Genomic DNA, 14115 nt, shown 5'->3' with positions numbered 1-14115 from the left:
AAGCCTTGTCAGGCAACCATTCCGGCTGATTCGACCCGTTGACCTGCGATTGGGGCCAGTTCCGCTGCTGTAGTCTTCCACCAGTATGACTCCGGACCGCCGCCCACTGATCTTTCTCGACGTCGACGGACCGCTCATACCCTTCCGTGCGAAGCCCGAAGGTTACCAAGAGGACTCGACTCTACGAGAAGCGCAGCACGCCGTGAACCCGCTCATCGAACGAGTCGACCCCACTCTGGGTCCGCTGCTGTCGGGCCTGCCCGGTGATCTGGTCTGGGCCACCACTTGGGGGAACGAGGCCAACCGTTCCATCGGTCCACTCCTGGGTCTACCCGAACTGCCGGTGGTCGAATGGTGCGACCGCACCGACGATCGCATCGACGAATGGTTCGGATTGCACTGGAAGACACGCACTCTGGTCGAGCGGTCCGCCGGAGCGTCGTTCATCTGGATCGACGACGAGATCGGCGACGACGACCGGGTATGGGTAGCCGAACATCACCCCGGTGGGGCACTCCTGTACCGCGTCGACCCGCGAGTCGGTCTGCGGCACAGCGACTTCGTCGCGCTCCGCGCCTGGTTTGCCAGGGGCCAGGGCAGGATGGCGTGATGAGCTTCCGGTTACCCGCAGATCAGCCGAGTCTGGCACTGATACGACGGTGGGTCATCGGCGATTGCGCCCCACCCGGCCGCTACATGAGAGTTCGCGGCGCAAACCTGCTGCGTGATCACCCCGACCGACGCGAATTCGAGGCGAGCTTGTCTCGAGACGCACGCGAGATCACCGACGACGAACTACGCACGCTGCTCGAGTTCGACTGGCGACCACGGCTGACCGCGTCCTGGCTGATCGGTCTCGACAAACGGACCGACTTTCGAGCAGAACTCGCTGAGCTGTTGCTTGCCGATGAACTCGTTCACGCCGGCTGGGGCTACTGCCTCGCACTCGCCCGCTTCGGTACGCCCGCCGACGTGGACGTCCTCGTAACCTACCTCACCCGCCCAGCCGGCCCGGCGAAGTCCGGCTACAGCCGCGTGCCGGCACTCGGTGCGCTGTGCGCCCTGGACCGAACCCTCGGTACCGCCCATGCGACTCGTTTCCTGAACGCAGCAGCCCAGAGCGCTCAGCCGCCATCGGGAGGCTCCCGACAATCGCCCGTCGACAGCGGGGTGATCACGCGACTGTGCGCACTCTCGGACCGAATCATGACACGCACCAGCTGAGCTGAAAGGCGGCTCAGCGTGGCGAGCTCCGTTCTCCCACAGAGATATGCGGCGTTCCGTCGCCACCAGCGTAGGTCTCCAGTGGCGGATTCGGCGTGGGGGATTCGCCGTGATTGGTCAGCCGACAGATGTCTGGTTCCGTCGGCCCGATTCCACGCCGCTGCGGCCTAACGGTAGCGGTCACAGCTGGGTCCAGTGATGTAGCCCTCTTCGCAGCCGCGCTGTGTTTGTACATCACCACTGGTCGGTGGGTCACCGCAGAGAACCCCGCAACGTTCGTACCCGTTGACGACGCCGTCGTCGTTGCGGTCCTCTTCGGGGTTGTACGGATAACCGCCCCCGGGATTCGGGTTGGAGTTCGGCTCGTCGGCGAGGTATGAGCAGCGCGGGTCGGTCGCCGAGTATGAGCCATCCGTGTACACGGCGGCGCCGCCGATATCGCAGTGCAGCAGCGTAGGTTCTGCTGGCGGAATGTACGTGTCGCAGCTTGGTTCGTAGCCCGTGGAGCCGTCGGAATACAGGGCAGGAGAAGCCGAGTTCCTCGCGTCGTCGCTGAATCTCCTCGGCGGCGGCCGCCGGGTCGTCCGGGAGGACGGTCATCGCGTCGGCCGCGTGCAGGGCGGCGGTATCGGTGTCGGGTGGTGCCATGTGCGGTGCGACGGTGTCGCCGACGACCGGTACGGCGAGCGCGAGTTCGATGGCGTTGTCGGAGCGGAACTCTCGTGTCATCCGCTCGACCTCGCCGCGCGGCTGATCGCCCAGCACCAGAGTGACCGTATCCGCGACCTCCGCCGCCAATGCGCGGGCCCTCGGGCCGTAGACCGCCATAGCCACCGGCGTGTGACGGTCGGGTCCGTCGAGTTCCCGCAGCCTGGTGATGGTTTCGCGGATCTGGGTCAGCCGCTCGCGCGGCGGCGGAACGTCGGGTATGCCCTTGTCGCGCAGCTCGTCTTCGATTCCGGGCCTGCCGGTGCCGATACCCATCTCGAAGCGGCCCTCGGTCAGCAGCGTCAGCGAGTGCGCCTCCCACGCGGTCAGCCAGGCGGGGCGGAACGGGGAGGCGTACACCCAGCTGCCCACGCGCAGATCGGTCAGCGCCGCGGCGGTGGCGAGCAGGGGAGCGGGCGCCGGTTGCAGCTGCGGGAAGTCGGGTACCAGCAGTGTCGAATAGCCGCTGTCGGCGATGCGGCGCACCCGATCTCGCCAGGTCGGCACGTCGCTGCGGAGCGGGGCGACGACCCCGAATCGGAATGGTGTCGTCATGGGTGCAACTCCTTGTTCGCGGATCTAGCCGAGGCTGCGCTGGCGCAGGGTGTCCACGCCGGGGCCGGTGAGGTCGTCGCAGTAGACGGCTCGCCCGGCCATCGCCATGGTGAGCGCGAGCGTCGTACCGCTGACCAGGGGCCCGGTTCCGGTCGTGAACGGCCCGTCGCTGGCTTCCAGGCGGAGTCCCTCGATCGCGCTGCGGCTGGTGACCGTGAAGTCGCGGCTCGCGTAGAAGTGTGCGACGGCAGTGGCGGCTTCGACGGACGGCTCACGAAACACACCCAGCGGGCGTCGGATGTCCTGTGCGTGCACGACCACCTCACCCAGCCAGGCCGCCGTATGCCCCGACGCGGCGGTGGTGCTGGTGACCACCGCCCGAAACCGTTCCAAGGTCTCCGCCGGAGTCGCTCCCCGATGCTCGGCCAGCCGCCGCGCATTGTGCTCGTCGAAATCGAACCGGACACCGACGACACTGCGCAGCCACCGTAACCGCCCGATACTCGCCGCCGCGGTGAGATGCGCGACGACCTCCTCCACCGTCCAGTCCCCGCACAGCGACCGCTCGGCCCACCGCGCATCCTCCAACGCGGCCAGATCATCGGCCAATGCCGCACGCTCGGCGTGGGCCATCGCCCACAACTCGTCACGGGTAACCGGCTTCGTCACGCGAGGCAACCTCCTGGTTCGGCGCTGTCGCATGTCGACAGCGCGGGCTTGACCCATCGATCGCACGGCACGATCACAGGCCACTGCTGTATCGACGACACCGGCCGCGAAAAGTCATCGGTCGACCCGAGCGAGCTGCTCGGGAACCCGACGCTTACGAGCTACTGACAGCCGCCACGGGTCTCATACGCCGATCTGGTCGTGGAAGCCGAAGCGCACCTCGCCGTCGGCGAACGCGGCGAGTTCGGCCAGTACGCCCGATTCCTGCCGCCACGCCAGATAGGCATCGAAGTCGGCGCGGGAACGCCACTTCTCGACCAGGAGGACCCGGTCCGGTTCCTCCTGATTGCGCGCCACTTCGACGCTGATGTTGCCGGGGAAGGTGCGGGTGCTCGGCAAGTGCTTCGCCAGGAAGTCGCGAAACTCGTCGAAACGGTCCGGTGTGGTCACCATATCGATCGTCGCATACGTGGTCATTGCGTTGAAAACCCCTGGCCTGCTTGAGTATTCGCCTATCGGAGGGATCGGACACGGCAAGCGTAAACGAGGTGGGGCGCATTGTCTACTACGAAATGTAGTAGCGATTCTCGGTCGTAGTCGCCGGCCCGGGGAGCGGGGCGGGATGCCGATTTTCCGAACACGGCTCGCACGCCGCGAGATAGCATGTCGCACCGACCGACTGGCAGCGACGGGTGCGGGAGGTGGGTGTGGGGACCGATCAGACGCTGTTGCACCGCTTCGTGCTGAATCAGCTGGCGCGGGCGGGACTCGATCGGGAGCGGATGATCCGGGAGTGCGGTGTGCCCGGGTGGGCATTGTCCGGGGACGGCGTGCACGTATCCAGCGAGACGTTCTGGCGGTTGTGGGAGATCGGGGCGCGCTGGCTGGACGATCCGGATGTGGCGCTGCGGGTGGCCAGCCGCTACGAACTGAAGGCAACCCGGCTATACGACTATTTGTTCGTCAGCGCACCGACGGTCGGAGCCGGGCTGGCGACATGCGGCCCGTACGTTTCGGCGGTCACCACCAATCACCGCTTCGATCTCATCGACGGCGATCGCGGCCCGATGCTGCGACTCGATATGGTCGACGGCGGGGGCCGCGCGCGTGATCACACGCATCTATGGGGATTGACCGCCGTGTTGACCCGAGCCCGACGCGTCGTCGCGGCACCGCTGGATCCGATCGTGGTGCCTCCATGCGCCGCGCCACGCTGCGCTGGGCGGTGGCGAGCCGGACGCCGGTGGTCGCCGGGCCGGAGTTGGACCCCGAGCCGCTAGACCCTGAGGTGACTGGCGGCGAGGGTCCAGAGCAGCGATGGCGGCATCCCTTCGAGGTCCCAGCTCCCAGCGATCGCGCGTGAGGTGGTGACCAGCCCCGGCACATCGAAATCATCGCGTGTCGCAGTACCTTTGGCCTCCAGGGCCGTGATCACGTAGGCGACAGCGCTCTCTCGGGTGTGGGGCACGGCATCTCCAATCACATGTCGACAGGCACGGTGAACCGCGAATGAGAATGCTCTACAACTGATTTCGCTCCAAGATCAGAACGGCGCGACGCCCTGCCGCGCATACCGACTGTCACTGTCGCAGGCGCTCCCGGCGGGCGGCCAGGGCGGAACGCGCCAATCTCGGGCAAACGTGCCAACTCCGTGGCTAGGCGTTCCTGGCGAACGGGTTCCGGTCGTTACGCATCGTCCGTGATGCTCCGGGTCGCCGACCGACCGCGCGACGGCGTGCTGTCTCGATTGCCTGGATATTGCGGCGTTCTACGCGACCGTCCAGTGTTGGAAGCGTCCCGATCTTTGCGTACAGGTAGTGGACGAACCGGTTCGATGGCTCCGCGACAGCTGTACGGATGCGCGGTGCTACGCGGCGGTGTTGCTCGTCGCTCGTTGGCGGTGCACGCAGCAGACCTGACCGGTAATATCAATCGGCGTTATCCAAATGCGCTGCAGTCGAAAGAATCTGGCATGCCGTGCCGTCGAAACCGGCCGAGCGGTGTGCTCGGTCTCGACGGCACGGCACGGCACAGGGAGGAATCCGTTGTGGCGAGATCGAATCGGCACACGCGTCCGGCAGCGCTGACCGTTCCTCGTCCGGCGTCGGGCACGTGGCACGTCCGCCGGTAAACCCCTGAGGCCACTCAGCTCACCTTCCCGCTTACTTCCATGCACCCTCAACAGGAGAATCCTGCAGTGCAGCACTTCGTCCACATGGAGCACGACGACACCCCGGCCCTGTCGATCGAGCAGCTCGGACCCCGCGTCCCGCTCTACACACCCGAGTTCGCCGCCGACCCACACGCCACCTACCGTGAGATGCGATCGCGCTACGGCACTTTGGTCCCGGTCGAGATCTGGCCCGGGATATCGGCCACGCTGGTGATCGGGTATCACACCGCGGTCCGCATCCTCCACGATCCCGAGCATTTCTCCGCCGATCCGCGGCCGTGGCAGAAGACCGTGCCGGCCAACCTGCCGATCATGCCGATGATCGAATGGCGGCCGAACGCGCTGCGCACCAACGGCAATACCGTCAATCACACGCGTTACCGCGAAGCGACCAACGCCGCATTGGCCGGAGTCGACCTGCACGGGCTGCGCGCCCGCGTGGAGAAGAACGCGGTGGAGATCATCAACGGCTTCTGCGCCGACGGTTCGGCGGATCTGCTGTCCCAGTACTGTCTGCCGCTGGTGTTCTCGGTGCTCAACGAGATCATCGGCTGTCCACCGGAAATCGGGGAGCAGGTCGCCGCGGCGAGCGCGGCGCTGTTCGAGGGAGTCGACACCGCGACGGTCAACGCCATGCTCGATGCGGCCCTGCTCGAGCTCACCCTGCTCAAACGCCGCGAACCCGGGAACGATATCGCCACTCGCCTCGTCCAGCATCCGGCGCGGTTGACCGACATCGAGATGATCCACCAACTGGTCACCTGCTATTCGGCCGGTATAGAGATTCCGCAGAACCTGATCGCCAACAGCCTGCTGCTGATCCTCACCGACGCCCAGCGATTCTCCGCGGTCAACGGCTTCCCGCCGTCGACACAGTCGGTGCTCGACGAGATCCTCACCACCGACCCGCCGTTGGCCAACTACTGCCTTACGTATCCGCGGCAGCCGGTCATCGTCGACAATGTGTGGCTGCCGGTGGATCAGCCGGTCATCACCAGCATGGCGGCCTGTAACAACAGTCCGGAAGTCAATACCGGCGAGTATGCTGGCAACGGTTGGCATCTCGCCTGGGGCACCGGCCCACACGCCTGTCCATCCCATGCCCGCTCCGTCGCGCAACTGATCGCCCGCGACGCCATCGATCAACTCCTCGACGCCCTGCCCGAACTCGCTCTCGCCGTCGCCCCCGACCAGCTCGAGTGGCGGCCGGGTCCTTTCCACCGCGCGCTCGCCGCGCTGCCCGCCGTCTTCCCCCCTTCACCGCGTTTGCACACCCGGTGACGACCATGCGTCCGAGATAGCACCACACAGAGAAGGTTTCGATACAGCAGTGCCCGGCCGGCCGAACGTTTCGGTCGGTCCGGAAAGTAGAACACCGTACGGGTCGCCCGACGCGATCGACGCGGCACGTGCGGCATCGCAGGATAGGTGAGTGCCATGACAACGACAGACTTTCCCGTCGACGGAATCTTCGCCGAGCCACCGGTGCGGCGCACCGACCCCGCCACCACCGTCGAAGCGTTGCAGACGGTGATCTTCGGCCAGCACGTCGCCCTGCACACCCGGGTTCGCGACATTGTCGTCGGTCTGGCCGATCTGCCCTCCTCGGGACTCACCTTCACCCAGGAAGCCGAGCGCGCCCCGGCCCTGCTGCGGGCTGTCATCGCCGGATTGGGGCGACCGGCCAGTGAGATCGCGGCGGACGCCCAGCTGCGCGGCGCGCTCTGCGACTGGGCGCAGATCGCCGCGCCCAGGCTGCTGTTGGTGCTGACGGGCCACTTCGATTTGGCGATCGGTGCGATCCTCGCTCTGGGCAATGGTTCTCGTCACCAGCAGGAGTGTCTGGCCGAGTTGGACACCGCCGCGGCGTTGGGGGTGTTGGTGCTGACCGAACTCGGCGGCACCAACGGGGCCGACCACCAGACCACCGCCACGTGGGAGCCGGACACCGGGGGTTTCCGGCTCACCACCCCGGCCGCCGCGGCGATCAAGTTCATGCCCAATGTCGCCGATCCGGTCGTGCCGAAAACAGTGGTGATCACCGCACGGTTGGTCGTCGACGGCCGCGATGAGGGCGTCCTGCCCTTCCTGCTGAAACTTCGTACGATCGAGGGTCTGGCCGAGGGCGTGCACGTGGTGCGATTGCCCGACAAGGACTCCGCGCCGATGGATCACGCATTGATCAGGTTCGACCGGGTGTGGCTACCCCGGGAGGCCCTACTAGGCGGGGACTGGGCTCGTATCGATGCCGATGGGCACTTTACCTGTGAGCTGCCACCCCGCAGCCGCTTCCACCGGGCGATCGGCGTCCTCGGTAACGGTCGACTCGACCTCGCCAATGCCGCAATCGCCAGTGCCCGAGCGGGTTTGGCCGGGCTGGTCAATTACAGCCGCCAACGTCGGCCAGGCTCCGGCACCCTGATGGCCGACCGTGACGCGGTCCAGCGGGATCTCGCTACCGGGCTCGCCGCCGTGTACGCGACCAGCGTGCTCGGCCGTCGGCTGCGCGACCTGCGCACGGACCCCACCGTCTCCGCCGGTGAACACGCACTCTGGTCGATGCTGGCCAAACCGCTGCTGTCCGACACCGCCAACGATGTCCTCATGATGTGCCGCGACCGCGCCGCCGCGCAAGGCGCGCTGCGTATCAATCACCTGGTGGACTGGCTCGGAAACCTCGCCGCGATCCGAACCGCCGAAGGCGAGAACCAGATCATGCAGATCACCGCCGGCAAACGGGGCAGCGCCCTGACGGCACTGCAATTGCCCGGCACGCCAACACAATTGCCCTGGTACGTAACCATGCTCGTCGAACGCGAACGCACGATCGCCCACGCACTGGACACCGGTAGCCTGGAAACCGCCGGTAACACCCTCGGACCGGACGCGGCCGCCATCGAAATGGCCACCGCGACGGCCGAACGCCTCGCCGCCACCGCCCTGGCGACGGCGGCATTCACCACCGCCGACCCCGCGGCCCGCAAACTCGCTGTCGCCGCGGCGGCCGCCTACGCCCTCGGCCGTATCGAGGCACACGGCACTTGGTACACCGCCAACCTTCGGCTGACACCGCAGCGTGCCGCGGCGATCACCACCGAACTCACTCGCCACCTCCGGGTGATCGCCGACCAGCTGCCGATCCTGGTAGCCGCCTTCGCGCTCCCGTCGCTGCCGGGTCCACTCTTCACCAAGGATTACATTCAGACGTGGATGGACCACGCGGGCTGGGACAGCGCCACTTTCCCCAGTGTCAGCTCCTCGCACACCGGTGAGGTGGTTCGGTAAGGCAGACGAGTGATCGTGGGGCGTGGGCCGCACCGGTGATTCACCGCTGTCGGGCGTCGTCACCGAAAAGCTTGTCACGCATTTCGATCGGGGTGAGCCCGTAGCGCTCGCGATAGGCTTCTCGGAAGCTGCGCGCGCTCGGGAACCCCTCCTCGAAAGCGACTGTGTCCATATCGAACGGCAGCGCGGTACGCACGCGCCGATGTGCGCGGTGCACGCGGACCTCACGCAGTATCGCGGCTGCCGGAGGGTACCCGGCACTCTTCAGCACCTTGTACAGTGTCCGCTCGCCGATACCCATCATCGTTGCGACGGCTCCGGGCGTCACCTCGGGGTCGCGCGCGTGCTGCTCGATGAGCCGCCGTGCGCGTTCGGCATCTATCGCGCGCTTGCCGAGCGACGCCTCCGGATACGGATTGATCACCCCCCTGAGTACGTCGACCGCGCTGCTGTACGCCACGCTCCAATCCACGGCCGTCCAGCCCTGGGCCTCGCCGAGCAATCTGGTCTGTGCCCCGAGGGTGCGCACCAGGGGACGCGCCTCATCCAGGGCGAGCGGGGCCCGTTCGGCATGTGCTTCATCGACGGCGTCCCTGTCGACGGTCAGGATCAGCGCGGTGATATCCCCCTCGTGCGTCATGAACAGCGGTTCGTGCCATCGGAAGAAGCCGACCCTGCCGGGGTGGAAGATCTCCCTGGAATCCCCTTGTTCGAACCTGAAATCACCCGCCAGCGGGATGAGGAGCCGATAGCTCCGATCGTCGCCGTCGGCGCGGATATGGCGTCGTGTGCGCCGGTAGTCGAGCGGGGCGGTGGAGAATCGGACCAGCTGCATGGGACCGAGTCGCTGGGCGAACGCGGTCGAGCGGAACCGCTCCCGGAAGGCCAGGCCGACCGATCCCTGCTTCTGCTTGAGGTACTCGTCCCACGATCCGGCGGGATCCGCCTCGTCGGACGCGAAGTCCTCAGCCTGAAACTCCACACCACCCATTCGAACGGCCCCGTTCACGCACCCACAGCAAGCGAAAAACCGGGCACAACACTACAAGACGCCGAGTGCACCCGCCGATCCCTCGGCTCGGAGCACGGGCGGGCGGAAATCGACCGCGAATGGGCAGGAAAGGGGTCGAGACCCCACGGCTACGCGTCCTAGTGTGCGAGGGACAGACTCTCGCGGGACCTCGTGATGGCATCCATCCGCACCGAGAACCCGCGAGCGGGGCCGGTGAGTACTGACGCGAAGGGGGCATCAGTACTCGCCCGACGGGTCGGCGAAGGTCGACCGCGGCACCTCGGTCGACGAAGCCCGAGGTGCCGCAGCGGACTCTCACGGCGCCGGCCCGCGCCGATCCGGTTGGCCGACGCGTGGCCGGGGACGCGATCGGTGTCGGTTTCGTCCAAGACCGTGGCGGGTTGTCCGCTCTACGATGGCGATCGGCACTTCGGCCGCTCACACCTCGGGAGGGTTCCTTGACACGAGAACTGGTCTACACCGGCTTCATGACGCTCGACGGCGTGGTCGACTCGCCGGGCGGCAAGGTCGAGGGGCATCGCAGTGGCGGTTGGGTGTTCGAGACCGAGTTCGTCCCGGAGGCGTACTCGCTCAAGGGTGAAGAGCTCGCCGACACCACGGCGCTGATGTTCGGTCGCCACAGCTACGAGGCTTTCGCGCCGATCTGGCCGAAATCCGAGGACCATGCCGCGTACCAGGACCTGCCCAAGTATGTCGTGTCCACCGGTCTCACCGACGCCGACCTGGTCGACGACTGGGGTCCGACCACCATTCTCCGCTCCACCGAGGACGTCGCCGAACTCAAACGCGGTGCGGGTGGTGCGATCTTCATCCACGGCAGCGCCGAGTTGGCTCGGCGCCTGGCCGATGCCGATCTGATCGATCGATACCACCTGCTCGTCTTCCCGGTGCTGCTGGGAGCGGGCAAGAGCCTGTTCAGCAGGGCCGATCGGGACAAGCAGCAGTTGCGGCTGGAGGATTCCGCGGCCTACTCCAATGGGGTGACCAAACTCGTCTACAGCGTCGTGCACTGAGCGAGATCGAGCGCGATCGCGCCGCCCTCGCCCGCGCGGAGTTGTCCCGCGGTGCGCCCGACGTAGCGCCGCAATGCCCGGGCGAGATGCGGCTCGTCGTAATATCCCAGCGCGGCAACGACTTCGGCGTCCGGTACCCCTGCGGCGAGTGCTGTCGCGGCGGTGCGCACCCGCTCGATCTGCCGTATCGCGCCGCGGGTGAGTCCGGTCGCCGCGCGGAAGCGCCGCTCCAGCGTCCGGTCGCTGACGTCGGGGCGGTGTCCGCGCACCGCGTCCGCGACCAACCGGTCGTGCACGACTACGCCGTCGCGGACCAGCCGTTGCGCCAGTGCCTCGGCATCGTCGGGATGCGGAATCTCCCATCGGCCGCCATCCAGCCAGAAGCCACGCTGGGACACGTCCGGTAGCGCGATGCCGCTGTCGAGCAGCGACGCGGCGGCCACCGACCGCAACGAGGTGCCGACCGCGAACTCGATGCCGACGAAATCCGCCTCCTCGGGCACCGGTGCGGTACCCGCGCCGGTGACGCTCGCGTGCGTGCGGCCTCGTTCCACCCAGAACACCAGTCCCCAGGTACCTGTCGCCACCGACGTCATCTCCGCTACCCGCTCGCTCCGGCAGGTCCAGACCGACGCGATCCACGGCGAATCCGACGCGCGCGTATCGAATGCCAACCCCACGGCCGCCACTCTAACCGCGCCGTGTCCAGGTGATCGGCCTCTCGCCGGAGCGGGAGAGACCGATCGGTCGGGCCGCGGGCTCTCATCGGAGCGCGCCGCCGCGGCGCGGTCCGCTAGAGGTGGGGCAGCGACGGGGACGTGTGGACGTAGGACAGTGGGGGAGAGGGTGGGAAGCGGGCCGGGACGGCGGCGGGTGCGCGGTGGAAGGCGCTCGCGCGCCAGTGCACGTCCTCCAGCGGCACCGCGAGTTCGATATCCGGGAGCGCGTCGAGCAGTTGGTCCAACGCTTCCTGCACGATGACCATGGCCAGCGAGCGGGCCGGGCACTGATGTGGACCCGCGCCCCATGCCAGATGGGAGCGGTTGCCGGTGCGGTCACCGCCCACGGCGGGGTCGCTGTTGCCGGCGGCCAGGCTGACCAGCACCGGCTGATGTTCGGGCAGAATCGCCTCACCGATGATCTGCATCTGCCGTGGGAAGCGCGGACAGGCGTTGGCCAGCGGCGGGTCGGCGAAGAGCACCTCGTCGATGGCGTCGCGGGCGGTCAACGCCCCCGCGAGCAGTTCCTCGCCGAAGCGGTCGTCGGTCATCAGCAGCAGCAGGGTGTTGGCGATGAGATTCCAGGTCGGTTCACACCCGGACACGTACAACATGACCAGTTGGTACGCCACCTCGGTATCGTCCAGTCCGGCAGGATGATTCAGCAGCCAGGACGCCACATCACCGGCCGGGGCGGCGTGTTTGGCGGACACCGTCTCCCGCATGGCCGCGAGCAGCATCCGATCGCCGTGGTCGACGGCGGCCGCGTCGGTGGCCTCGCGCATCAGGGCGAGGGCGTCGAATGCGGCCTGCGCCGCCGCGGGGGCGAGCCCGAGGATGCGGTTGAACGCCTGGACCGTGAGCGGAATCGCGAAGCGGCTCAGCAGATCCGCGGAGCCGGACTCGCAGAATCCGTCGATCAGCCGGGCGGCGGCGTGCTCGACCGTCATGGATAGTGCGAACGGGTCCACGCGGTCGAGGCAGTCGGTGACGGCGCGCCGGTACCGGGTGTGGTCGTTGCCCGCGCTGCGCATCGCGTCGGGTCGCCACTGCAGCATCGGCAGGGCCGGGCAGTCGCCGGTGACGCGTTGCTGCCACTGCCGCGGATCGGCCGGGAAACGCGACGGATCGGTCAGTACGTCCAGGGCCGCCCGGTATCCGGTCACGAGCGTGACGGGCACCCCGGGGGCGAGTTCCGCCGGTGCCAGCGCACCGTAGCGGTAGCGCAGATCCTGGTATGCGGCACCGGGATCGGCCGCGAATTCCGACGAGTACAGCCTCACGGGCGCACACCGCCGTCGCTGTCGTGTCCACGGGTGCCGAGGTGGTGCGGATGAGATTGCGTCGGCAAGAACATCTCCTCACTGCGAGTAGGGGCGACCAGATCGCAGCGGTGCCGGTGGCTTTCGGGCCGACACCGCCGCGGCCATGCCGCTGTCGATGGGGGTCGACCGGATCAGATCGATGGTGCGGGTAACGAAACCGCCGTCGACGCGCTCCGCTCGCGCCGTGAGACAAGGAGCGCGAGTAGTATGAGGCTCGAGTGCCGATCCGACCTCGCCACAATGAACTCCCTGTTTCATGCGGTCGGGTGCCAGCGCAGGGCTCGACTCGACATCCTGCATCGGCGCGCCAAATACGTTCGACCGCAGCGTATTCAGATACCGCCGCTTGATATTACCGGGTGGAATCGCCGCGCGCAGCGCTAACGGTTCAGGAGCAACATCGCCGCGTATCGCCAGGCATCCGACCAGTTTTTCGTGTGCTCATGCGCCGAACGCCGCATACTGCCTGCATACCGGATGCTGGGCCGTTAACCGCACCGAAAGGTCTGGTACATCTCCGTGAAATGCGAGCAATTGCCACAGCATTTCGATCGCTCATACGATGATCCGTCCGCACCCCCCGGTTCGTGAAGTAGGTGTCGAAACCGGGGCGGACAGGCGATGAATACTGACCGGTCGTATTTGTCAATTCAGATCCGACCATTCGGTCGACGGCGGATCTCACGGATTCTCCTGACCTCGCAATCGGTAATCGCATCTTCGAAAGCCGTTGGACCCGCCGCTGGAATCGCATCCGATGTGATCAGCGGGCAGACCCGCCGCGCGCGGGCCGGAACAGGCGATCGAGGTGATAGCGGACCACCGCGATGGCGTCGTCGACGCTGCGCTGGCCGACCAAGACGGTGGTGCCCAAGCCGTTGGTGAGGGTGACCAGGCGTATCGCCTCGATGTCGATATCGACGTCGTCGGCCAGTTCGCCCGCGGCCCGGGCGGTGGCGAGGGTGCCGGCGAGTTGCCGCTCGAGGCGGCTCACCCCACCGATGAAGGGCTGCTCGGCGATGCGGGGATCGGTCATGGCGAGTACGGCGTAGGACGTGCCGACCAGGTGGAACACCCGGCTCGGATCGTCGGTCGGCAGTGCCTCGAGCAGGAACGCCTCGATGACGGCGCGTGGCGGCGGGGGATCGGGGAGTTCGGCCAGGCGCTGCGCCCAGCGTCGGTGGCTGCGCTGTTCGAGATGTTCCAGCGCGCCGATCAGCAGATGTTCCTTGTCGTGAAAGTAGTACTGCACCAGGCGCAGTGAGACCTCCGCCTCGGCCGCGACCGATCGCATGGTGACCGCGTGCAGGCCATCCCGGCTCGCCACCCGGACCAGGGCGTCGGCGATCTGTGCGCGGCGAGCCGCGTGGTCTGGAGTGCGGGGCACGACCCTTCCTTTCGCTCGGCGGCA

General features: G+C 67.1%; 14 protein-coding genes. 6 read left to right on the top strand and 8 right to left on the bottom strand.

Features of this window, described 5'->3' with window-relative positions; genetic code table 11:
- The first annotated feature begins 85 nt into the window (after window positions 1-85).
- Window positions 86-610 carry an HAD domain-containing protein gene (locus QJS31_RS02030; protein ID WP_306355799.1) on the top strand — a complete coding sequence of 175 codons (525 nt, stop codon included), beginning with the start codon at window positions 86-88 and terminating at the stop codon, window positions 608-610.
- Window positions 610-1224 carry a DUF6000 family protein gene (locus QJS31_RS02025; RefSeq protein WP_306355798.1) on the top strand — a complete coding sequence of 205 codons (615 nt, stop codon included), beginning with the start codon at window positions 610-612 and terminating at the stop codon, window positions 1222-1224. The genes QJS31_RS02030 and QJS31_RS02025 overlap by 1 nt, the downstream gene beginning before the upstream one ends.
- A 252-nt stretch (window positions 1225-1476) precedes the next feature.
- Here the strand turns inward: QJS31_RS02025 and QJS31_RS02020 are convergent, their stop codons facing one another.
- The 3 genes from QJS31_RS02020 to QJS31_RS02010 all read right to left on the bottom strand — a co-directional run bounded on the left by QJS31_RS02020 (window position 1477) and on the right by QJS31_RS02010 (window position 3633).
- Window positions 1477-2487 (bottom strand): LLM class flavin-dependent oxidoreductase, encoded by a 1011-nt coding sequence (locus QJS31_RS02020; protein WP_306355797.1) that lies wholly within the window; start codon window positions 2485-2487, stop codon window positions 1477-1479.
- A 24-nt stretch (window positions 2488-2511) separates the two neighbouring features.
- Window positions 2512-3120 (bottom strand): maleylpyruvate isomerase family mycothiol-dependent enzyme, encoded by a 609-nt coding sequence (locus QJS31_RS02015; protein WP_372341530.1) that lies wholly within the window; start codon window positions 3118-3120, stop codon window positions 2512-2514.
- A gap of 219 nt (window positions 3121-3339) precedes the next feature.
- Window positions 3340-3633, bottom strand: coding sequence for a putative quinol monooxygenase (locus tag QJS31_RS02010; protein WP_306355795.1), 294 nt, complete (start codon window positions 3631-3633; stop codon window positions 3340-3342).
- Window positions 3634-3863: 230 nt separating this feature from the next.
- Here QJS31_RS02010 and QJS31_RS02005 point away from each other — a divergent pair, with 230 nt between their 5' ends.
- Window positions 3864-4436: an AraC family transcriptional regulator ligand-binding domain-containing protein gene (locus QJS31_RS02005; RefSeq protein ID WP_282780519.1), complete on the top strand. Its 573-nt coding sequence runs from the start codon at window positions 3864-3866 to the stop codon at window positions 4434-4436.
- On the opposite strand, the gene QJS31_RS02000 is transcribed toward QJS31_RS02005, so the two are convergent.
- Entirely contained in the window at window positions 4433-4624 is a 192-nt protein-coding gene (locus QJS31_RS02000; RefSeq protein WP_282780520.1) for a hypothetical protein, read from the bottom strand. The two genes, QJS31_RS02005 and QJS31_RS02000, sit on opposite strands and share 4 nt — an antisense overlap.
- A 747-nt stretch (window positions 4625-5371) precedes the next feature.
- Between QJS31_RS02000 and QJS31_RS01995 the strand changes: the two genes are divergently transcribed.
- Complete coding sequence (locus tag QJS31_RS01995; protein WP_282783751.1) at window positions 5372-6610, top strand: cytochrome P450; 1239 nt, start codon at window positions 5372-5374, stop codon at window positions 6608-6610.
- A 156-nt stretch (window positions 6611-6766) separates the two neighbouring features.
- Window positions 6767-8614: an acyl-CoA dehydrogenase family protein gene (locus QJS31_RS01990; RefSeq protein ID WP_282783749.1), complete on the top strand. Its 1848-nt coding sequence runs from the start codon at window positions 6767-6769 to the stop codon at window positions 8612-8614.
- A gap of 40 nt (window positions 8615-8654) precedes the next feature.
- On the opposite strand, the gene QJS31_RS01985 is transcribed toward QJS31_RS01990, so the two are convergent.
- Window positions 8655-9596 carry a helix-turn-helix domain-containing protein gene (locus QJS31_RS01985; RefSeq protein WP_282783747.1) on the bottom strand — a complete coding sequence of 314 codons (942 nt, stop codon included), beginning with the start codon at window positions 9594-9596 and terminating at the stop codon, window positions 8655-8657.
- Between the two features lie 488 nt (window positions 9597-10084).
- Here QJS31_RS01985 and QJS31_RS01980 point away from each other — a divergent pair, with 488 nt between their 5' ends.
- On the top strand, window positions 10085-10660 hold the full coding sequence (locus QJS31_RS01980; RefSeq protein ID WP_282783745.1) for a dihydrofolate reductase family protein: 576 nt from the start codon (window positions 10085-10087) through the stop codon (window positions 10658-10660).
- Here the strand turns inward: QJS31_RS01980 and QJS31_RS01975 are convergent.
- The 3 genes from QJS31_RS01975 to QJS31_RS01965 form a co-directional block, all read right to left on the bottom strand.
- Entirely contained in the window at window positions 10642-11340 is a 699-nt protein-coding gene (locus tag QJS31_RS01975; RefSeq protein ID WP_282783743.1) for a helix-turn-helix domain-containing protein, read from the bottom strand. The genes QJS31_RS01980 and QJS31_RS01975 overlap by 19 nt on opposite strands.
- A 113-nt stretch (window positions 11341-11453) precedes the next feature.
- Entirely contained in the window at window positions 11454-12662 is a 1209-nt protein-coding gene (locus tag QJS31_RS01970; protein WP_282783741.1) for a cytochrome P450, read from the bottom strand.
- Window positions 12663-13467: 805 nt separating this feature from the next.
- The gene (locus QJS31_RS01965; RefSeq protein ID WP_282783739.1) at window positions 13468-14091 is read right to left on the bottom strand and encodes a TetR/AcrR family transcriptional regulator; all 624 of its coding nucleotides are present in this window, start codon (window positions 14089-14091) and stop codon (window positions 13468-13470) included.
- Window positions 14092-14115 lie beyond the last annotated feature (24 nt).

Origin of the sequence: Nocardia sp. CC213A (genome assembly GCF_030766805.1) — a bacterium.
GTDB lineage: Bacteria > Actinomycetota > Actinomycetes > Mycobacteriales > Mycobacteriaceae > Nocardia > Nocardia otitidiscaviarum.
Note: the sequence above shows the minus strand (reverse complement) of the source record. Positions and strands in the feature narration are given on the sequence as shown.